At 61.2% G+C, this 20,024-nt stretch carries 21 protein-coding genes; 5 read left to right on the top strand and 16 right to left on the bottom strand.

From position 1 onward, the window contains the following. Positions 1–5: 5 nt before the first annotated feature. The 13 genes from nuoF to N2A41_RS17365 form a co-directional block, all read right to left on the bottom strand. The gene (gene nuoF, locus N2A41_RS17425) at positions 6–1,271 is read right to left on the bottom strand and encodes an NADH-quinone oxidoreductase subunit NuoF (protein WP_260109347.1); all 1,266 of its coding nucleotides are present in this window, start codon (positions 1,269–1,271) and stop codon (positions 6–8) included. Between the two features lie 4 nt (positions 1,272–1,275). After that, on the bottom strand, positions 1,276–1,785 hold the full coding sequence (gene nuoE / locus N2A41_RS17420; RefSeq protein ID WP_162117877.1) for an NADH-quinone oxidoreductase subunit NuoE: 510 nt from the start codon (positions 1,783–1,785) through the stop codon (positions 1,276–1,278). A gap of 16 nt (positions 1,786–1,801) precedes the next feature. Next, positions 1,802–3,016 (bottom strand): NADH dehydrogenase (quinone) subunit D, encoded by a 1,215-nt coding sequence (gene nuoD / locus N2A41_RS17415; protein ID WP_260109346.1) that lies wholly within the window; start codon positions 3,014–3,016, stop codon positions 1,802–1,804. Between the two features lie 29 nt (positions 3,017–3,045). Then, complete coding sequence (locus N2A41_RS17410; RefSeq protein WP_162117878.1) at positions 3,046–3,582, bottom strand: NADH-quinone oxidoreductase subunit C; 537 nt, start codon at positions 3,580–3,582, stop codon at positions 3,046–3,048. After that, positions 3,579–4,082, bottom strand: a complete 504-nt coding sequence (locus N2A41_RS17405; RefSeq protein WP_260109345.1) for a NuoB/complex I 20 kDa subunit family protein — start codon at positions 4,080–4,082, stop codon at positions 3,579–3,581. The genes N2A41_RS17410 and N2A41_RS17405 overlap by 4 nt, the downstream gene beginning before the upstream one ends. Then, on the bottom strand, positions 4,070–4,435 hold the full coding sequence (locus tag N2A41_RS17400; protein ID WP_017965944.1) for an NADH-quinone oxidoreductase subunit A: 366 nt from the start codon (positions 4,433–4,435) through the stop codon (positions 4,070–4,072). Before N2A41_RS17400 ends, N2A41_RS17405 begins: the two co-directional genes overlap by 13 nt. A gap of 153 nt (positions 4,436–4,588) precedes the next feature. Next, on the bottom strand, positions 4,589–6,028 hold the full coding sequence (locus N2A41_RS17395) for an NADH-quinone oxidoreductase subunit N (RefSeq protein ID WP_260109344.1): 1,440 nt from the start codon (positions 6,026–6,028) through the stop codon (positions 4,589–4,591). Then, positions 6,025–7,500: an NADH-quinone oxidoreductase subunit M gene (locus N2A41_RS17390; RefSeq protein ID WP_260109343.1), complete on the bottom strand. Its 1,476-nt coding sequence runs from the start codon at positions 7,498–7,500 to the stop codon at positions 6,025–6,027. The genes N2A41_RS17395 and N2A41_RS17390 overlap by 4 nt, the downstream gene beginning before the upstream one ends. 8 nt (positions 7,501–7,508) lie before the next feature. Next, positions 7,509–9,269 (bottom strand): Na(+)/H(+) antiporter subunit D, encoded by a 1,761-nt coding sequence (locus N2A41_RS17385; RefSeq protein ID WP_260109342.1) that lies wholly within the window; start codon positions 9,267–9,269, stop codon positions 7,509–7,511. Further along, positions 9,262–9,516 carry a hypothetical protein gene (locus N2A41_RS17380; protein ID WP_017965940.1) on the bottom strand — a complete coding sequence of 85 codons (255 nt, stop codon included), beginning with the start codon at positions 9,514–9,516 and terminating at the stop codon, positions 9,262–9,264. Before N2A41_RS17380 ends, N2A41_RS17385 begins: the two co-directional genes overlap by 8 nt. Next, positions 9,513–10,976 (bottom strand): monovalent cation/H+ antiporter subunit D family protein, encoded by a 1,464-nt coding sequence (locus tag N2A41_RS17375; RefSeq protein ID WP_260109341.1) that lies wholly within the window; start codon positions 10,974–10,976, stop codon positions 9,513–9,515. Before N2A41_RS17375 ends, N2A41_RS17380 begins: the two co-directional genes overlap by 4 nt. 5 nt (positions 10,977–10,981) lie before the next feature. Continuing rightward, the gene (gene nuoK / locus N2A41_RS17370) at positions 10,982–11,284 is read right to left on the bottom strand and encodes an NADH-quinone oxidoreductase subunit NuoK (RefSeq protein ID WP_170261616.1); all 303 of its coding nucleotides are present in this window, start codon (positions 11,282–11,284) and stop codon (positions 10,982–10,984) included. Continuing rightward, positions 11,284–11,784 (bottom strand): NADH-quinone oxidoreductase subunit J, encoded by a 501-nt coding sequence (locus N2A41_RS17365; protein ID WP_260109340.1) that lies wholly within the window; start codon positions 11,782–11,784, stop codon positions 11,284–11,286. The genes nuoK and N2A41_RS17365 overlap by 1 nt, the downstream gene beginning before the upstream one ends. A 478-nt stretch (positions 11,785–12,262) precedes the next feature. Here N2A41_RS17365 and N2A41_RS17360 point away from each other — a divergent pair, with 478 nt between their 5' ends. Both N2A41_RS17360 and N2A41_RS17355 read left to right on the top strand, forming a co-directional pair. Next, a complete protein-coding gene (locus N2A41_RS17360) occupies positions 12,263–13,066 on the top strand; it encodes an SDR family NAD(P)-dependent oxidoreductase (protein WP_260109339.1) in 804 nt (267 codons plus the stop codon). A gap of 20 nt (positions 13,067–13,086) precedes the next feature. Next, positions 13,087–14,481 (top strand): FAD-dependent oxidoreductase, encoded by a 1,395-nt coding sequence (locus N2A41_RS17355; RefSeq protein ID WP_260109338.1) that lies wholly within the window; start codon positions 13,087–13,089, stop codon positions 14,479–14,481. Between the two features lie 41 nt (positions 14,482–14,522). Here N2A41_RS17355 and N2A41_RS17350 read toward each other — a convergent pair whose 3' ends face one another. Genes N2A41_RS17350 through N2A41_RS17340 form a run of 3 tightly spaced genes read right to left on the bottom strand, consistent with a single transcriptional unit; the run spans position 14,523 to position 16,928 of the window. Then, positions 14,523–14,858, bottom strand: a complete 336-nt coding sequence (locus N2A41_RS17350) for a hypothetical protein (protein ID WP_029872515.1) — start codon at positions 14,856–14,858, stop codon at positions 14,523–14,525. Further along, positions 14,858–15,724: a DUF6772 family protein gene (locus N2A41_RS17345; RefSeq protein WP_260111066.1), complete on the bottom strand. Its 867-nt coding sequence runs from the start codon at positions 15,722–15,724 to the stop codon at positions 14,858–14,860. The genes N2A41_RS17350 and N2A41_RS17345 overlap by 1 nt, the downstream gene beginning before the upstream one ends. A gap of 58 nt (positions 15,725–15,782) precedes the next feature. Continuing rightward, positions 15,783–16,928, bottom strand: a complete 1,146-nt coding sequence (locus N2A41_RS17340) for a mandelate racemase/muconate lactonizing enzyme family protein (protein ID WP_260109337.1) — start codon at positions 16,926–16,928, stop codon at positions 15,783–15,785. A 160-nt stretch (positions 16,929–17,088) separates the two neighbouring features. Here N2A41_RS17340 and N2A41_RS17335 point away from each other — a divergent pair, with 160 nt between their 5' ends. The 3 genes from N2A41_RS17335 (at position 17,089) to N2A41_RS17325 (ending at position 20,015) form a co-directional block, all read left to right on the top strand. Next, positions 17,089–17,847, top strand: a complete 759-nt coding sequence (locus N2A41_RS17335) for a FadR/GntR family transcriptional regulator (RefSeq protein WP_260109336.1) — start codon at positions 17,089–17,091, stop codon at positions 17,845–17,847. Continuing rightward, complete coding sequence (locus N2A41_RS17330) at positions 17,844–18,635, top strand: SDR family NAD(P)-dependent oxidoreductase (RefSeq protein ID WP_260109335.1); 792 nt, start codon at positions 17,844–17,846, stop codon at positions 18,633–18,635. The genes N2A41_RS17335 and N2A41_RS17330 overlap by 4 nt, the downstream gene beginning before the upstream one ends. A 132-nt stretch (positions 18,636–18,767) precedes the next feature. Next, positions 18,768–20,015 (top strand): ABC transporter substrate-binding protein, encoded by a 1,248-nt coding sequence (locus N2A41_RS17325; protein ID WP_170281575.1) that lies wholly within the window; start codon positions 18,768–18,770, stop codon positions 20,013–20,015. Positions 20,016–20,024: the final 9 nt, after the last annotated feature.

The raw sequence follows: 20,024 nt of genomic DNA, 5'->3' as shown, positions 1-20,024 counted from the left end.
CTCCTTTAGTGAAACGGGCACCTCCGCTCCTCGACATGGGCGACGAATTCATCTCGGAAATGCGCGAGTGCTGCCCGCAATCCCATCGCTGCACCGTCACCCAAGGCACAAAACGTATTGCCGAAAATGCCCTTGCAGAGCATCTCCAGTTGCTCCAGATCGCCGGGTGCGCCATCCCCGCCTTCAATCCGGCGCAGGACCTTCACGACCCAGTTCAATCCTTCCCGGCAGGGCGTGCACTTGCCGCAGGACTCATGGTGGAAGAACTCGATGACCCTGGTGGCGACCTTGACCATGCAGGTGCTATCGTCGATCACGATAAGGCCGGCCGAACCGAGCATCGAGCCGGCGGCAGCCAGCGAGTCAAAATCCATCCTCACGTCCAGCCCGTGCTCAGGGATGACCGGCGCTGAGACCCCGCCCGGGATCACCGCCTTGATCTTGCGTCCCGGCAGGGCCCCGCCGGCATGTTCCTCGACCAGCTCGCGCAGGGGTATGCCCATCGGCAACTCGTAGAGGCCGGGTTTGCGCACCTGCCCACTGAGGCAGTAGAGCTTCGGGCCAGGGCTCTTGTCCGGGCCGATGCCGCGGAACCAGTCCGCGCCCCGCGCCACGATATGCGGCACGCAGGCCAGCGTCTCGACATTGTTGATCACAGTCGGGCTGGCGTAGAGCCCGGCCACGGCCGGAAACGGCGGCTTCAATCGCGGCTGCGCCCGCTTGCCCTCGAGCGACTCGAGCATGGCAGTCTCCTCGCCGCAGATATAGGCGCCTGCGCCGCAATGGATGTGGACGGCGAAATCGAAATTCGAGCCCAGAATGCCCGTTCCCAGATAACCCTTTTCCTGTGCCTCGGCGATCGCCTGCTCCAGGCGACGGATGGCCGTCACATATTCTCCGCGGATGTAGACATAGGCGGTTTTGGCCCCAATCGCATAGGCGCTTACCGCCAGCCCCTCGATGAGCTGATGCGGATCGCGCTCCATGATGATCCGGTCCTTGAAGGTACCTGGCTCCCCCTCATCGGCGTTGCAGCAAAGATATTTCGGCTTGTCGACCTGCTTCGGTACGAAACTCCATTTCATGCCCGTCGGGAATCCGGCACCGCCGCGACCGCGCAGGTTGGACTGTTTGACTAGGTTAACGACCTCGTCAGGCGTGTATTCTCTCAGCGCCTTCGCCAGTGCCTGGTAGCCGCCGCCAGCCTCGTAGGTCGACAGCAGGTGACTGTCCGGCACGGCGACATTCTTGAGGAGAACCGGCTCGAACATGGCGCTACTCTCCCTGCGGTCGCGCAGAGGGCTCGATGCTCGCGACCCGTTCCGCCGTAGCCCGCAGGTTCTCCAAAAGTGCATCTATCCGCGCGACATCAAGGGCGCCATGGTAATCGTCGCCGACCTGCATCACCGGAGCCATCTCGCAGGCACCGAGGCACTCGACGGAGGAAAGCGTGAACAGCCCGTCCGGCGTGGTGTCGCCCTTCCTGATCGCCAGCACCGTTTCCAGATGCTTCAGCAGATCCTCGGCTCCGCACAACATGCAGGAAACATTGTCACAGAGTTGCAGGTGGAACATGCCCACCGGCTCGGTATGGAAGAGCGAATAAAAGGTCGCAAGCTCGTAGACCCAGATCCGTTCGACTCCGAGCGTGTCGGCGACTTCTTCCAGCACCTGACCAGGCAGATGGCCATGCTCCCTCTGCGCGATCAGAAGCGCGGGCATGATCGCAGAGCGCTGGTCGGGATACCGCGCCGCTGCCTCTTTTATCTTTTCGCGCATGGTCATTGCATTCAAATCCCTGCTACTTGTCCACCTCCGCCATCACCGGGTCGAGACTGCCGAGCACGGCGATCATGTCCGCCAGATAGCGGGCGTTGGTCACCCCGAACAGTCCCTGAAGGTTGACGAACGAGGGTGCCCGCACCTTCATGCGGAATGGTTTTGGCGACCCGTCGCTGATGATATAGAAGCCAAGCTCGCCCTTTGGCGCCTCGATCGCCGAATAGACCTCGCCCTTCGGCACCTTGAAGCCATAGGCCGACAGGTCGAAATGCTGGATCAGTGCTTCCATCGAGCAATGCACCTTGTCCTTGTCCACCGGGAAGGCGATTGTTGGCATGTCGATCTGGAACGGCCCCTCGGGCATCTGGTCGAGGCATTGCTCGATGATCCGGACACTCTCGCGCATTTCCTCGACCCGACATTGCCAGCGCGCATAGCAGTCGCCCTCGTCGCGCGTGATGACGTTGAAGTCGAGCCGGTCATAGATCTCATAGGGCTCGTCGCGACGGATGTCCCAGTCGACGCCCGAAGCGCGCAAGTTCGGACCGCTCAGGCCAAGATCGATGGCGTCCTCGGCGGAGATCACGCCGATCCCCTGCGTGCGCTTCAGGAATACCCGGCTGTTTTCGAGCAACCGCTCATAGTCGCGGATCCGGTTTGGGAAGATGTCGCAGAACTCCCTGATCTTGGGAAGGAAACCGTCAGGCAGGTCCTCGCGCACTCCGCCGACCCTGCAGAAGGACGTGTGCATGCGCGCACCGCTGATCATTTCCAGGAGGTCCATGATCATTTCGCGCTCCCGCATGGCGTAGAGCAAGGCGGTCATGGCGCCGAGGTCCATCGGCAGCGCGCCGGTGATCAAGACATGGCCGGAGATCCGTGCCAGCTCGGCCATCATCACGCGGATATATTGTGCGCGAATCGGTGCTTCTATGCCGAGGAGTTTCTCCACCGCCAGCGCGAAGGCGAGGTTGTTCGACGGTGGACAGAGGTAGTCGAGCCGATCGGTGAGCGGAAAAATCTGGGTGTAGGTGAAGCTCTCCGCCAGTTTTTCGGTGCCGCGATGGAGGTAGCCGATATGTGGATCCACGCGCTTGACGTACTCGCCGTCCATTTCCAGGACAAGCCGAAGAACCCCATGCGTGCTCGGGTGCTGGGGGCCGAGATTGAGAAGCACCTCCTTGGTGTCGAACGCTTCGCCTTGCGGGCTGATCAGTTCGGTGACTTCGGTCATTTTAGGTTCCCGGCGTGGAGCGGCCTCCCTTATGGAATGTTCTTGGTGGCGAGGTCGGGCTGCGTCGGCGGCGTGCCTTCGGCGCCAAACGGGTTCAGCTTGTCCTTGTAGCCACGGAGCGGAAAATCCTTGCGCTGCGGGAAGCCCTCGAACCCTTCCCACATGTAGATCCGGCGCAAATCGGGGTGGCCCTCGAACCTGATCCCGTACATGTCCCAGGCTTCGCGCTCATGCCAATTGGCGGTTCGCCAGACCCCCGTCACAGACGGGACCCGCGGCGGATCGGCGAGGCGGCATTTGATGCGAACGCGCCATTTGTTCGGTAGCGAATAGAGGTGGTACACCGTCTCGTAGCGTGGCATCTCAGGATAATGATCGACCCCGCAGATGTCCGACAGGAAGTTGAACCGCAACGCCGGGTGTTCCTTCAGAAACCGGCAAAGCTCGACGATCGTGTCAGGCGGAGCGGCGAAGGCATGTACACCATGCGCGAAGCCAAGATCGTCGATTGTCTCGCCGAAACGCTCCGTGATCGTCGTGCGGATGAGGGGCGTCTCCACACTCATGACGCTGCAACTCGATCCAGAGGAGTCCCGGCCAGTGCTCGGGATTTTTTGATCTTCTCCTGAAGTAGCAGGAACCCATGCATCAGCGCCTCGGGCCGCGGCGGGCAGCCGGGCACATGCACGTCCACCGGCACGAAGGTCTCCGCTCCCTGCGCCACCGCATAGGTGTTGTAGACCCCGCCCGAGATAGCGCAGGTGCCCATTGCGATAACCCAGCGCGGCTCCGGCATCTGGTCATAAAGCCTGCGCACGACGGGAGCGAATTTCCGCGTCACGGTGCCGGCGATAATCATCACGTCGGACTGGCGCGGCGAAGGCCGGAACACCACGCCGAACCGGTCGAGATCATAGCGGGCGCACCCCGCCGAGATCATCTCGATGGCGCAGCAGGCAATTCCGAAGGTCTCGGGCCACAGCGCCGATTTTCGGCTCCAGTTGATAACGCTCTCGGCGGTGGTGAACAGCACGCTGTCGCGGATCGAATTGTTTACGCTTCCCATTCCAGCGCTCCCTTCAGCCAGGCGTAGGCGAAGCCCACAAGAAGCAGCACTATGAAGACGAACATCTCGACATAACCGACGAGGCCGATGTCTTTCAGGACAACGGCCCAGGGAAAGAGGAACATCGTCTCGACATCGAAAACGACCAACAGGATCGCGAGAATAAAGAACTGCACCCTAAAGCGGCCCCCGGCGGCCTCGCCTGCTGGGTCCATGCCGCATTCATAGGGCATGTTCTTTTCGGGATAGGGATTGGACGGGCGCAGCAGTGAGGAGACAAAAAGCGTCGCCCCTGTCACCAGAACAACTCCGGCGACCATGAAAAGAACCGGCAAGAATTCCATTGCAGCCATATCGCACTGCACCGGTTACCCACTGAAAGCTTTCCTAAGGCCGCGACCGCCCTGTTCAGGATGGTAATGCGGTCGCCCCGGGAAAGGGCTTGGGTAATCCTTTCTTGAGCTTCGAGTTTATTCCGTCGGGCAGATCATTGCAAATTCAATCGGTCAGCCGCCAAACACCGAGTTTTGAGCAAGCCGCAGAAACCACGCGGGAAACAGGCCGATGCCGATGGTGCCCAAGGCGGTGAAGGCGAGCGTGGTGCGTACCCAGGGAGTCAGCGCAGGCTCGAACGTCCTCTCCGGCTCGCGCATGTAGATCACCATGACTATGCGGATGTAAAAATAGGCGGCGACGGCGCTCAGCAGCACCGCGATCACCGCCAGCATGACGAAACCTCGCTCGACCAGCGCGAGCAGCACGTAGAATTTGGCGAAGAACCCGGCCGTCGGCGGAATGCCGGCCAGCGAGAACAGATAGAGCAGCATCAGAAGCGCCAGACCGGGATGCGACTTGGCGAAACCCGCGTAATCTTCAATGACCTCGCCTGAGAAATCGCCGTTCCGCATCATGATGACGGCGCCGAAAATACCGAGATTCATGAGGGAGTAGATCAGCAGGTAGAGCATCACGCTGGCGATTCCGTCCGCGCCGCCGGCCACCACGCCGAAAAGGGCGAACCCGGCATGGGCAATGCTGGAATAGGCCAGGAGGCGCTTGAAATTATCCTGCACCAGCGCGACGAAACTTCCGAGCGCCATCGTCACCACCGCAATGACCGCGACGATGATCCAGACGTCCGAGGCCGCGACCAGCGGGTTGAGGAACACCCGCAGGATCGCCGCAAATCCTGCCGCCTTAGGGCCTACCGACATGAATGCGGTGATCGTCGTCGGCGCGCCTTCGTAGACGTCCGGCACCCACATATGAAACGGCACCGCGCCGACCTTGAAGACCAGCCCCGCGACGATGAAGACCTCTGCCAGCAGCAATCCCGGATCGAGCGGGTCGTCGGTCACAGCCGCAGCCATCCCGTCCAGTTGCGTCGTGCCGGTGAGCCCGTACATCAACGAAACGCCGTAGAGGAAAATCCCGGTCGAGACCGCGCCAAGGATCACGTATTTCAGCGCCGCTTCGTTCGACCGCCGCTCTCGCCGCAGGAAGCCGGTCAGCACATAGGTGCAGAGCACCATCAGTTCGAGGCCCACATAGATCGAGAGGAGATCGGTCGCCGAAGCCATGATCATCATTCCCGACAGCGAAAAGAGCAGCAGGACATAGTATTCGCTGCTCCCGATCCCTTCGATTTCCGCATATTTTCGCGAAAGGAGGAATGTCAGGATGGTGGCCAGGTAGAACACGAACTTGAAGAAGACCGCGAAGCGATCGGCGATGAACATGCTCGTGTAGGCCGGCCGCACCTCGCTCGAAAGCATGAGTGTCGCCATGGCGGCAATCAGCACGACCGCGACGGAGGCCCAGACAAGGAAATGTTCCTGGCCCTTGCGCACAAGCTGTCCCAGGATCAAAAGGATGCAGGCTCCAGTGATCACCACGATCTCGGGCAGGCTTGCGAGAGCCGACTGGAAAAGTGCTGCGGCAGTCATTGGCCGCTCCCTTTATCATGCGCCTGAGCCAGCAGATGCTTCACCGAGACGTCGATAATGTTGAGAAAGGGTTTCGGATATAGCCCGGCCCAAAGCACGAAGACGGCCAGCGGCAGGATCGCGACCATCTCGCGGGCGTTCACGTCGCGTATCTTGAATCGGACACCGACGCTGGCCGGGCCTAGCGCGACTTTCCTGTACATGCCAAGCAGATAGGCCGCGCCCAATAACGCGCCAAAAACGGCGGGCGCGCCGATGGCGAGGTTGGCCGCAAAACCGCCCGACAGCACCAGCAGTTCGCCCACGAACGAATTCGTCCCCGGCAGCGCCATTGACGACAGAGTGAACAGCGCCAGAAATGCCGTATAGACCGGCGCCGCCTTCATCAGCCCGCCGTAATCTGCAATGCTTCGCGTGTGTGTCCGCTCGTAGATCAGGCCGACGAACAGGAACAACGCGCCGGTCGTTACGCCATGATTGAACATTTGCAGGATGGCGCCCTCGAGCCCGCGGAGGTTCAGCGCAAAAATCCCCAGCGTCACGAAGCCCATGTGGCTGATGCTGGAATAGGCCACCAGCTTCTTCAGGTCGTCCTGCGCCAGCGCAAGCAACCCGCCGTAGACGATCGCAAGCGCCGAAAGCGAAAGCATCAGCGTCGAATAATACACCGACGCCTCCGGCAGCATCGACAGCGAGAACCGCAGGAATCCGTAGGCGCCCATCTTCAGGAGCACCCCTGCAAGGATGATGCTGCCTGCCGTCGGCGCCTGTACATGGGCGTCCGGCAGCCAGGTATGGACCGGCACCATCGGCACTTTGACGGCGAAGGCGATCAGGAAGGCGAAGAACAGCCAGGACTGGACCGGGAACGGCAAATCCTGCGCTGTCAGCGTGACGATGTCGAAGGTCTCGCCGCCGTTGAAATAGAGCACGATGACACCGATGAGGAACAGGAGGCTGCCCGCCAGCGTGTAGAGGAAGAACTTGAACGCCGCATAGACCCGGCCTTCGCCGCCCCAGACGCCGATGATCAGGTACATCGGGATCAGCATCGCCTCCCAGAAGACGTAGAACAGGAACAGGTCGAGCGCGCAGAACACCCCCAGCATCAGCGTCTGCATGGAGAGCAGACTGACCATGAACGCCTTCACCTTGCGGTCGATCGCGACCCACGAGGCGAGCACGCATATCGAGCCCAGCAGAGCGGTCAGGAAAACGAAGAGCGCGCTTATCCCGTCGATGCCAAGCGCATAAGTGATCCCGAGCGCGGGCACCCATAGGCGCTTCTCGGTGAACTGCATCGCGTGGGTCGTGGTGTCAAAGCTCGCCAGCATGGCGATGCAGAGAGCGAGATCGAGGATGGTGACGGCCAGCGCGGTCCACCGCACCGCATCGTCGCTGCGCAGAAACATCAGAACCGCTGCCCCGGCGACGGGCGTGAATACGATGAGACTGAGTAGCGGCAATCCCATCACGCCCCCTACCGCCACACCACGGCGAAGACGACAGTGGCTGCGATCACACCACCGATCATCGCCAGCGCGTAATGGGTCACGACGCCGGTCTGGAGGCGCCGCAGCGTCCCGCCACCATTCAGGATCGCCCGGGCGACGCCATTCACGATGGCATCCACACCGGCGAGATCAATCCACAGTCCCGCCCGCGCCGCCCCATGCAGGAAAGGCAGAACCGCGGTCTCGGACACCTCACTCACCGTCTTCTCGTAGCGCGTCAGCGGTTTTCCGGCGATCCACATGAAGACCCGCGCGCCCTTGCGGTAGAACCAGTCGGTGTCGATGCTGATCGTGTTCTCGGGGTCGAGTGCCCTGAGGAATATGACAAAACCCAAGGCGGTGAACATCAGCACGCCAAGGCTCTCGGTGACATGGACGCCGGTGTAGGGCTCGAAGTCGACCGGATAGGGTAGAAGTGCGTAAAGCGGCTGCGGGACGACGCCGATCGCGATGCAGAGCACCGCCGCCATGCCCATCGCAACCAGCATGTTGCGGGGCGGCTCCCGCGCCTCCAGCTTCCGGTCCGTGCCAAAGAACATGTAATAGGGGAGCTTGAGACCGGTGTGGAGGAATGTCCCCGCCGACGCCATCGTCAGTGCCAACACCACCAGCGCGCGGTGATCCTGCCCGGCGGCGGCCACCACCATCGACTTGGTGACGAAGCCCGAGAAGAATGGAAATGCCGAAATCGCGAAAGCGCCAACCATGTAGAGCGCCACGGTCACCGGCATGGTCTTGTAGAGCCCACCAAGCTCGGTGAGCTTGCGCCGGCCGGTGACGTAAATCACCGCCCCAGTACCCATGAACAAGAGCGCCTTGTAGAGGATATGTGCGAAAGCATGACTGGTGGCCCCGTTCACCGCCATCTCGGTGCCGATGCCGACGCCCGCCACCATGTAGCCCACCTGGCTAACGATGTGATAGGCCAGTAGCCGCCGGCAGTCGTTCTCCAGCACCGCGTAGACGACGCCGTAGAGCGCCATCGCGGTACCGAGCCAAACGAGAAGTTCAGTTCCCGGAAACGCCCGCGCCAGCACATAGACGGCGGTCTTGGTGGTGAAGGCGCTCATGAACACCGCGCCGGTGACCGTCGCCTCCGGGTAAGCGTCGGTCAGCCAGGCGTTGAGCGGCGGCACAGCGGCATTGAGCATGAACCCGGCAAGGATCAGGTAAGCGCCGACGCCCATCTCGCCTGCGATCGGGCCGAAGAGCAGCGAGCCAGTCGAGAGCCCGTAGAGAATGACGCCGCCAAGTAGGACGACGCCGCCAGTGAAATGGACCATGAGATACCGGAACCCGGCGGCGATCGCCTGTCGACCGCCTTCGGCGAAGACCAGGTAGGCAGAGGCAAACGCCATGCCTTCCCAGAACAGGTAGAGCGTCAAGTAGTCGCCGGCGAACACGACGCCGAGGGCGCTGCCGACGTAGACAAATGCAGCGACATGCTGGCCGGGGCGAGGCAGGTGCAGCGCATAGACCGTTCCAATCAGCGCCATGATGGTGAAAACGGTGGCGAAGACGATGCTCAGCTTGTCGACCTTGGCGATGAGGATTTCCTGCCCGACGAACTGCGTCGCGCCGTAGCTTCCCGGTTGTATCGTCAGCACGGCGAGGATCGCCAGCGCCGGGATCAGCAGCAGATAGGCTTTGCGGATCGATCCGTTCAGGAAAGGGATCGGCAGGGCGCCGAGAATGAACAGCAGGGCGGGATGGACGAAGTCAGTCATAATAGTCCTCGCGCCGCATGAGCCCAGCCCGGTGGCCAAGGAACTTGGAAACGAAAATCAGCAGCACGCAGGATAAGAAGCCGTAGGCGGCCGACCAGCCCGGCAGGCGGTCCCAGAGGTATTCTGCGTGTTCGCGGTGGACCAGAAAGTCGGAGATAACGGTCAGAACGAGCACCAGATAGAACAGCCGGCGGCGCTGGTTTGCATGTTCCTCGTCACCAAAGAAGTCGACGACACGCTTGATCATCTGACAACTCCTTCCGCCAGGGCGAGGAAATAGCCGGGAAAGATGCCCATCGACACCGACAAGATGGCAGTCGCAACCAGCGGGATCGTCATCATCGGAATTTCGCGGACCGTCGCCGGGCTCTCCTGCGCTTCCGTCCCGAAAAAGGCGGCATAGCTGACAGGCAGGAAATAAGCTGCGTTCAGGACTGAGCTCGCAAGGAGCACGACCAGGAACGCAATTTCGCCCGCCTCCACCGAGCCCCGCGCCAGATACCACTTGCTGACGAAGCCCCCGGTCGGCGGCACCCCGATCATGCTCAGCGAGGCGACGAAAAAAGCACCCATCGTCCAAGGCAGCCTGCGGCCGATGCCGGCCATGTCGCTGATATTCCGCTTTCCCGATGCGCAAAAGATCGAGCCGGCGCAGAAGAAGAGGGTGATCTTCGAGAACGCATGCGCCGCAATGTGGACGATGCCGCCGACCATCGCGACGGGCGACAACAGAACCGCGCCCAGAACGACGTAGGAGAGCTGGCTGACCGTCGAATAGGCGAGCCTCGCCTTCAGGTCGTCCCGCGTCAGCGCATAGACGGACGCCATCAAGATCGTGAAGGAGACCAGATAGGCCGTGGCGATGCCCAGCCCAAGCCCGCCCACCAGCCCCGTGCCGAAAACGTGAAACACCACCCGCAGCACGCAGAACACGCCCATCTTGACCACGGCCACTGCATGCAGGAGCGCGCTGACCGGTGTCGGCGCCACCATCGCGGCAGGCAGCCAGGCGTGCATCGGCATTACCGCAGCCTTGGCGAAACCGAAAAGGTAGCAGAAATAGACGACCGTCAGCATCGCGGCAGAAGCATCGCTCCTTGCCAGCAGGCCCCCCGACACAAAATCGAACGACCCCGCAATGTGGTAGGTCAGCGCCAGCGCGGCGAGAAGCAGGCTTTTCGACGCGCCCATCAAATAGACGAGGTACTTGCGGCTGCCCGCCCATCCCTGTTCATCCTCGTGGTGGTAAACAAGCGGATAGGTCACGAGGCTAAGCATCTCGTAGAAGATCACCAGCGTGAATAGATTGGCGGAAAAGGCGCCCCCGACGGCCGCCGCGAGGCTGGTGGCGAAGCAAGCGAAGAACCTAGTCTGCGCATGCTCGTTCAAGTGGCGCATGTAGCCGATGGAATAGATCGCCGCCACGATCCACAGGAGCGACGAGACGGTGGCGAATACCATGCCGAGCGCATCCACCCGGAAAGCGAAGTCTATCCCCGGCAAAATCTCGAACAGGCGCAATTCGACCGTCCCGCCCGCCAACACCGTGGGCGCCATCGAGGCGACAATCGCGAACATGACGATTGCAGCGAGCGGCGAGACGATATCGCGGAGCTTCTCGCGGTTGTGCAGAAGGAGAACGGCAAGGGCCGCCAGGCCTGCTATGGCGACGGCAAGCAGCGGCCGGATCGATATCACCGGGTCCAAAGCCGCTATCCTTTCATCATGGTCACTTCGTCGACCTTGAGGGTGGATTTGTTCCTCACGAGGGCGACCAGGATACCGAGGGCGACGGCAACTTCCGCCGCTGTGATTGCGATGACGAAGATCGCGAAGATCTGCCCGCGGAAATCGCCGTGGTAACGCCCGAAAGCGATGAAATTGATGTTGACCGAGTTGAGCAGCAGCTCCAGCGACATCAGCACGACCAGGATATTGCGCCTGACCAGCACGCCAGCTGCTCCGATCACGAACAGGACCACTCCGAGTAGAATGTACCACGAGAGCGGAACCATCATCCCTGCTCCTTCCGCGCCAGCACGATGGCGCCGACCAGGGCGGCCAGAAGGATGACGGACGCAGCTTCAAACGGCAGGAGATAGTCGGCGAAAAGTGTCGTGCTGAGCTGCCTGGTCTGATCGCCGCCGCTCATGGCAGCGGGCTCCGTGATCGAAAAGCGGTCGGTCCAGAGCACCAGCACAAGCATCTCGATCCCAAGCAGGATGAGCAGCACCATGGCTGGCAGGTTGCCGCCCGGCAAGAACCGCTGCAACACCGCTTCGCGTACATCGATCATCATGATCACGAACAGGAACAGGACCATGATCGCGCCGACATAGACGAAGATCTGGATGACCGCGAGCAACGGCGCCTCGAGCATAACGAAGATTGCCGAGATGTTGAGGAAACACGCCATCAGCGACAATGCGCTGTGCACCGGATTTCGGGCCAAGACCACCGTCAGGGCCGTGATCACGGACACCGTAGCGAACAGAAGAAAGAACCCCTGATCCATCGACGCCGACCCTCCGACGCGAACTGCTATCCGGCGCGAGACGGCCGGATTTGAGATTGCGCCGCAAATTCCGATGCGTTCACAAATTGTGCCCTAATATCGGATTTTTCACAAGTTTATTGTCATTGGCGGAGCAAACCAGGCCGGTCCGGATGTGGCGAAGGTCGCTTGCGAAGCGCGCGCTTTCGGACCGGTGAAGCGGCCGGAGCTTTCCTGTTTTGCCAAGTGGCACGACAAGAGAGATTTGACGTTAGAAATCGCTGCAGCGAGCGCATTGGTTTCGCCATGACGGCATTGATCGCACCGATCGATGCAGCGCGATCAACGAGTTATTCCACCGTCCTGCGTGAGACAGTGCGAAACTCCGCTTCCAGACAGCGTATCGCCTCCACATTGCGCTTTACAACTATATAACATAGTTGCTACGTTGCTAGCGATGGGAAGGCGAGCCTGCTGACTGGTTGTTGCGCTGCCCTTAATGAACGAGGCTGCGACGATGCTTGGGACCTATGCTACTTTTTCCAACGATAGTTTTGCGGGCCGAAGCGTGCTTATCACGGGCGCAGCGAGCGGAATGGGTCTAGAAACTGCAAGGGCCTTCGCCAGCAAGGGCGCGGAAGTCGTCATGGCCGATCGTGATGAGGCGGGGCTGGAGCGCTATGGTGCGGAGCTGCGCAATGGCGGCGGGGCCGTTCACACCGTGACGGTGGATGTCAGCGATCAGGAAAGCATCGACAAGGCCTTCGATTATTGTGACGCCAATCTGGCGCGTCTCGATAACGTTGTGACGTGTGCAGCGATCATCACAGCCAAGCGTATATTCGAGCAGGATTGGGCGCATTGGCATCGCGTGCTCAATGTCAATCTGCTCGGCAGCTTCTTCGTCGTGCAGGCGGCGGTCAAACGCATGCTCGACAACACCGATGGCGGCAACATCGTCTGTATCGCCTCGGATGCCGGCGTGCATGGCGGCGGCGGGCTGATCGCCGATACCGCCTATGCGGCATCGAAAGCAGGAACCTTGTCGATGGTCAAGTCGGTAGCGCGGGAACTTGCGGGCAAGAAGATCCGCATCAACGCGCTGAACCCCGGACCGACGGATTCCCCGATGCACTCCCATATTGACCAGTCGCTGAAGGACCGCATCGCCGGCAATCTGCCGATGCGGCGCATGGGGCGGCCGGAGGATATGGCGGCGGCAATCATGTTCCTGTGCTCGGATGCAGCCAGCTTTACCTACGGCGCCGCGCTTGATGTCGACGGCGGATCGATGTTCCGCTAGGCCGGGGAGGGGATAAAACTATGCAGCAGACAGCTCGCCGTTACGCCTATTCGGCCGATATTCCCGAACTCGATGATGTCGATGTGCTCGTCATCGGGGGCGGACCATCGGGATTATCGGCGGCGGTCGCGGCGGCACGTCTTGGCGTGCGGGTACGCCTTGTGGAGCGCTACGGCTTCCTCGGCGGCAACCTCACGGCGGGCCTCGTCGGCCCCTGCATGACCTCCTATTCGCTCGACGGCAGCCAGCAACTGATCCGCGGCATCTACGAAGAATTCGTTCAGCGGATGATGGCGCTCGGCGGCGCGTTGCATCCGAGCACGATCCCGGCAGGTTCGGCCTATTGCGGCTTCATCGTCTACGGCCACGACAAGGTGACCCCTTTCCAGCCTGAGGCGGCAAAGGTCGCGGCGCAGCGCATGTGCGTCGAGGCAGGAGTGGAATTGTTGCTGCACACCATGGTCGTCGATGCGATCGTTGATGACCATGATGCGGACAATCCCCGGGTGCTCGGAGTCGTTTGCGCCGGCAAGGGCGGGCTGAGGAGCGCTCGTGCCAAGGTCGTCGTCGATTGCTCGGCCGACGGCGATGTCGCCCATTATGCCGGTGTCCATACCCGCCAGGGGCGGGAAAGCGACGGCCTTTCCCAGCCGCAGACACTGTTCTTCCGCGTGCAGAACGTCGACGACCAGGTGGTGGAGGATTACATCCGCGCGCATCCGCAGGACTTTCGGCCTTTCGCCTCGATCGTCGCCAAGGCGACGGCAGAGGGCCGCTTTCCCGCGCCTCGCCGCGGCATCGGCCTATACAAAACCATGGAACCGGGCGTCTGGCGCATCAATACCGGCCGCGTGTTGCGCCGCAATGGGGCTGACGCCCTTGAGCTCTCACTTGCCGAGGTCGAAGGTCGGGAGCAGACCGTGGCGCTGCTCGATTTCTTCCGCGACAACCTGCCCGGCTTCGAACAGGTGGAGCTGCGGGACACGGCAACTCAGATCGGTGTGCGGGAAACCCGACGGATCGACGGCGCTTACGAACTGACGCTGCAAGATTTGCATTCCGGCCGCGCCTTCGACGATGTCGTGGCGTTGTGCGGCTATCCGCTCGATATTCACGACCCCACAGGTTCGGGCGGTGGTACCGGTGGCGCGGGGCTCGATGCCGCCAATATCTACCAGATACCTTACCGGGTCATGCTGCCGCGCATTCATGAAGGCCTGTTGGTGTCCGGCCGCGCGGTTTCGGCGACGCATGAGGCGCTCAGCGCCATTCGTGTCATGCCGCCCTGCTTTGCGCTCGGCCAGGCGGCCGGTGTTGCCGCAGCACTTTCGGTCGGCAACAGGGCCAGCCCCCGGCATGTCGACTACGCGGATTTGCGCAGGGAACTTCTGGCCCAGGGCGCCTATCTTGGCTGACGGAAGGAGAAAGCGCGGAAGCGATACCCGCGTTTCTCAAATCAAGCCTTCAGATGAAGGGTCACGAGCACGGTGCATTCAGCGCCATCGGCAAAGCGGGTTGCAACGCGCAGCCAATTGCCGAAGGCGTTGAGCCGGGCCACGGCAATGCCGTCCTGTTCGCCCGGCATGACGAATTCCGTTCCTTCTCGAACCCAGTGCATGCCGTCAGGCGAGATCTCCACCCAGCCCTTGGGTACAGTGCCGACGGGAGGCTTCAATGCCCGAATAAAGAACACGGCTTCATGCGCCCAGCCGGCCTCATAGGGTTCGCTCGCGGCGTCACCGCTCCAGCGCTCATTGCGGGTTATCACCGCCGTGATGTTTTCGGGAAGCATCAAAAATCCCCTGAAATGCAGATGGAATCAACGTAGAGAAAGGCACGTTTTGCGACATCCGTCTCGGCGAACAGGCAGAAGTTCAGCATGCACCAGAGATTTTTCATCGCCGGAATCCGGATCGACTCGAAGCCGGATACGTCGAAATTCCGGTCGTTGCATTGCAAGCCGGAAGCCTTCATGGAGGCGAGGTCGAAATCGAAGCGCATATAGCTCCAGTTCACCTTCGTCGGGATCTCGTTGTAGCAGAGCCGTTGTTCACCATCCGGCAAGTCCAGCCAGCCTTCCGGCGCCAGGTGATAGTGGCTTACGGTCTTGTCTTCCCGGCCGATGGCTGTGAAGGACGTGGTCTCACGCTTGTACTGCCATTTCTGCAAGTGCTTGCCGTCGAGTGCATTGAGAAAGCGCAGATGCGGCATGACCCGCTCGCCATTTCCGTCCCGATCGCCGCATTGCAGGTCGAACAGGAAGCCGATCGATCGCACGTCGGTTTCCGATAGTTTCAGTTCCGTCGCCTCCGGCTTGAACGTGAAGAAAATCTCGAAGCGGATCGGCCCGCGCTTGCGGAAGGTATGGCGCTTGATTGCAACGTTCTGGGCACCGGGCTTTGCCTTTGTGGCGATCTTGAGCGCATAGGACGAATCCATGCCGCCGTGGGATCCCGCATCCCAATGTCCGAGAGTTGAGAGCATGGCGCTCGAGTGCTGGGCAAAGCCCGGCAGCATGACGTCGAGGCTGTCCTCGTAATTGCCGACCAACTGTGACCAGCCGCAATGCCCGCGCGAAAAGTCGTCAAAGGACAGGATGCGCGGCAGAGGATCGAAACGGCTGAGCGCCGGATCTGCACGAAGCATGGCGAGCCTCATGGCTTCCATCATGTCGGCTATGGAAGAGGGGGCTGATGTCGTCATTCTAGCGTTGACCTCACTGTACGTGGAGCCGTTTGATGGCGTCCCAATTGATTTCGATGCCGAGACCCGGCCGTGTTGGCACGTCGAGCTGGCCATTCTTCTGGCGCAGGCAGCCGGGCGCCAGATCGGTCAGGTCGCGCTTGAAGGGGCTAAGATCGCACTCGCATTCCATCACCCGGAAATTCGGAAGGGCGGCCGCCAGATGCGCGCTGGCCGTCTCGCAGATAATGCCGGACATGCCGATATGCGGGGCGTAGCCCACATCGTGGAGGGCGGCATAGTCGGCCATGCGCCGCGTTTCGGATATGCCGCCGGCACGCGCGACATCTGGCTGCAGGACTGAAAGCGTGCGGTTGGCGACGAGACGCTGCGCCTGATCGGCGGTAAAGTTGCTCTCTCCGGCTGCGAGCGGCACGTCGCAGCGTTTGCGAAGTTCTTCGTAGCCTTGCTCATTTTCCGGCGCCAGCGGCTCCTCGAACCAGAAGTAGCCGTTGGCCGAAAGTGCCCTGCCGACTTCGATCGCCTGGTCCAGATCATAGGCCCAGTTGGCGTCGACACAGAGTTCGATATCGTCGCCGGCGCGTTTGCGCAGCCGGTCGATGCGCCGGCAGGCTTCCCTGACGGGATTGGCCATCTTGACTTTGATGCGCGGGAATCCCTCGCCGATATAGCGCTCCAGTTCCCGATCCGCCTTGGCATCGTCGACCCAGTTTACGGCGGCGGCATAGACCTCGATCGTTTCCCGGCCGATGCCGCCAAGCAGCTTGGCGATCGGCATGCCGGCGGCCTTGCCCATGATGTCCCACAGCGCAATGTCGACGCCTGCGATCGCCTCGATCAGCATTCCGCCGGCGCGGCCTGAGAGCGAGCGCCGCATGGATTGCCAGAGCGCGCCGATGTTGCGTGCGTCCTGTCCGATCAGCCGTGGCTTTAACGAGGTTTCGATCAGCTCCGCATAAGCCTTGGGCGAAAACCGGGCCAGAGCCTCACCGACGCCGACGATGCCGGCATCAGTGCGCACCTCGACGAGAACCATCGAGACCTTGTGATAGGTGCCCCAGGACGTGACGGTCGGTTTGGGCAGCGTCTGGCTGAGCGGATGGGCGACGACATCTGAAATGAGGATCGCCGGTCCGGTCGAACGTTGCACAGAATCCATCGGCTCTTTCGTTCCCAATGTTTTGCTCGTTGCTCCGGGTTTTGCTCGCTGCTTTCGGGCGTGTCTGTTATTCCTAGCTAGATGTCGGTGACTTGGCAACTGATAAACCTAGTTGCTAAGTTGGAAACTGCGTGTTAGCTTTGTGAATATGAGGATCGAGATGAGTGAAATTCCCGAAAGGAAACCCGTTTTCACCGCCAAGCCGCCCAACCCTTCGCGGTTGGCGGATGGGGTGTCCGATGCGATTGCCGCCGCACTCTTTGATGGGCGGATCTCGCCTGGCGAGCCGTTGCCGCCCGAAGGGGAGATCGCCAGGGAATTCGGCGTCTCGAAGCCTATCGCCCGTGAGGCGCTTCGCCAACTGACGGCAGCCGGGCTGATCTTCACCCAACAAGGCAAGGTTGCCCGGGCCAAGGCGCTGAGCGGCGACTCGATGGACAAAATCTACGGCTACGCGGTCCGCTCCAGTCTCAAGCGGCTGCGCGAGGCCAATGAAATGCGCCGTGTCGTCGAGACGGGAATTGCCCGGCTCGCCGCCGAACGTCGCGATCCGGAAGGTCTGGATATCATGCGGCAGGGCCTGGCGGGCATGCTGGCTTCTGTGCGGGAGCCCTCCGGCTTTACCGCCGCCGACATCCTGTTTCACCTTGGCCTTGCGGTGACGACGGGCAATTACATGATCCGCGTGCACATGGAGAGCATGCGTTCCGTGCAGCGCGAGGTGTCGGAATTATTTTCACGTCGGGCCAATCGCAGCGACGCTGACTGGCGGGCAACGATTGGCCGGCATCAGGCTATCTACGACGCAATTGCGGTGGGTGATGCCGACCTCGCCGAGCAAAAAATCCGGGAGCATTTCGAAGCTGCCGACATTGCCTCGCTCGAGGTGGCCGACAAGCTGAAAGATGCCGAGCGATGAGCGCCGCGCGCTTCTCACTGAAAGGCCGGCGGGTGCTGGCAACCGGTGCCAGTTCCGGCATCGGTCGGGCTGTTGCGCTTGGCCTTGCGGAGCATGGAGCGGAACTGATCCTGCATCATTTCGGTAATGAGACGGGCGCGCGTGAGGTGGCCCGGGCGACCGGCGGCACAGCGCCGGTACTGGAAGCAGACTTCACCGACGGGCGTGCGACGCAGGCTTTTGCCGATGAAGTGCTCAAAACATACGGCCCGATCGATATCCTCATTGCCAATGCCGCCATCGAACATCGACGGTCCTGGCAGGAGTTGGATGAGGCGCATGTCAGCGCCCATGTGGCATCGAATTTCTCGGCGCTGCTGACGCTGACGGCAAAGCTGGTTCCGCCGATGGCCGAGCGGGGCTGGGGCAGGGTCGTCGCCACAGGCAGTATCATGGCGGTGCGGCCGCGGGCGGAAACGGTTGTTTATGCGTCGCTCAAGGCGGCGCAGTTGACTGCGATCAGGTCGATTGCGCGCGAAACCGGCCATCGCGGCGTCACGCTGAATGTGGTTTCGCCGGGTGCGATCGAGATCGAAGCCAATGCCGAGCGCTACGGCGACCCGGCGTTCCGCAAAGCGGTTGCCGCCAAGATCCCTGTGGGCAGGCCGGGCCAGCCGCAGGACGTGGTGGGGGCGTTTGTTTTTTTGTGCAGCGATGCTGCCAGCTACATTACGGGCGCAAATATTCCGGTCGACGGAGGATGGTCGATCGGAGACGCGCCCGGGAGCCTTCCGCACGCTGACGGGTGAGCGGCCTGCGGCAAGGTTTTCGAGATCATGCGGCGGAGCCATCCGCCGCAGCTTGCAGCCAAATTCCAGGCGAATGCCGTTTGCATTCAGTCGGTGAAGGCTGATTGCCGACGACCAAAAAGGGAGGAAACCATGAAGGCCGCATTAGCAGGTATCGCAGCATCCGCGTTGACATTGTGCATATCGACGTCTGCCGTGTTCGCGACGGATCTCCGCATGACGGTCTGGACCGGGAGTGAGGCTCATCTGAAGATGCTGAATGGCATTGCGGAGAGCTTCAAAGCCACGCATCCCGACGTGAACGTGAAGTTCGAGACCGTGCCAGTCAATGACTACACGCAGAAACTAACCTTCCAGATCGCCGGCGGCAATGCTCCCGACATAGCCTGGATGATGGAAGATGCCGCTCCGGCTTTCGAAAACGCCAATCTTCTGATGGACCTCGGCCCGACGCTCAAGGCGGCGGAAGGCTTTGATTTCGACGATTTCTCGAAGCCGGCCATGGGCCTCTGGCAGAAGGACGAAACAGTCTACGGCATTCCGTTCTCCACCTCGCCTTTCATGATCTACTACAACAAGGACATGTTCGACAAAGCCGGGCTCGAAGATCCGCTGACGCTCGCCGCCAAGGGCGAATGGAACATGGACAAGTTCCAGGAAGTCTCCAAGAAGCTCGCGGCAGCCAATCCAGGCAAATGGGGCTTCGAGTTCAAGGATGGCGAAGGCTATGCCTCTCGCATGACCCATGCCCTTCTGCCGCCAATCCGCGCTTATGGCGGCGATATCTGGTCGAACAAGGAATGCGGCTTCGACAAGCCCGAAGCCGTCAAAGCGGTCAAGCAGCTGCATGACATGGTCTTCAAGGACAAGTCCATCGTTCCGCCGGGCGAACAGGGCGACTACTTCTCCGGCAATTCGGCGATGACGGTCAACCAGATTTCCCGTGCTTCGAAGATGGCGGAAGCCGGCTTCAAGTGGGGAATCGCATCGTTGCCCACCGGCCCAGGTGGCGAGTCACCCGTTATCGGCCAGGCCGGTCTTGTTGTGTTCGCCCAAGGCAAGAATACGGAAATCGCCGCAGAATTCGTGGCGCATATGACCAACAAGAAGAACGTCGCCACCATGGCGCAGTTCTTCCCGCCGGCCCGCAAGAGCGTTCTGCAGGCCGATGCATTCATCAACGGCAACAAGCTCGTGCCGCCCGAGATGATGAAGAATGTGGCTGCCGCGATAGAAAAGGGCCGGGTGGTCTCGGCGAACGAAAAAGCGCCCCAGATCCTTGCCGCCATGGCGCCTCGCGTCGATGCCCTGTGGAAGCCGGATGCCGATGTCGATGCCGCCATCAAGGGCATCTGCGCGGCAATCCAGCCGCTGCTTTGATCAGAACGA

The sequence above is a fragment of the Rhizobium sp. SRDI969 genome (assembly GCF_025152725.1).
GTDB classification, from domain to species: Bacteria; Pseudomonadota; Alphaproteobacteria; order Rhizobiales; family Rhizobiaceae; genus Rhizobium; species Rhizobium leguminosarum_I.
Note: the sequence above shows the minus strand (reverse complement) of the source record. Positions and strands in the feature narration are given on the sequence as shown.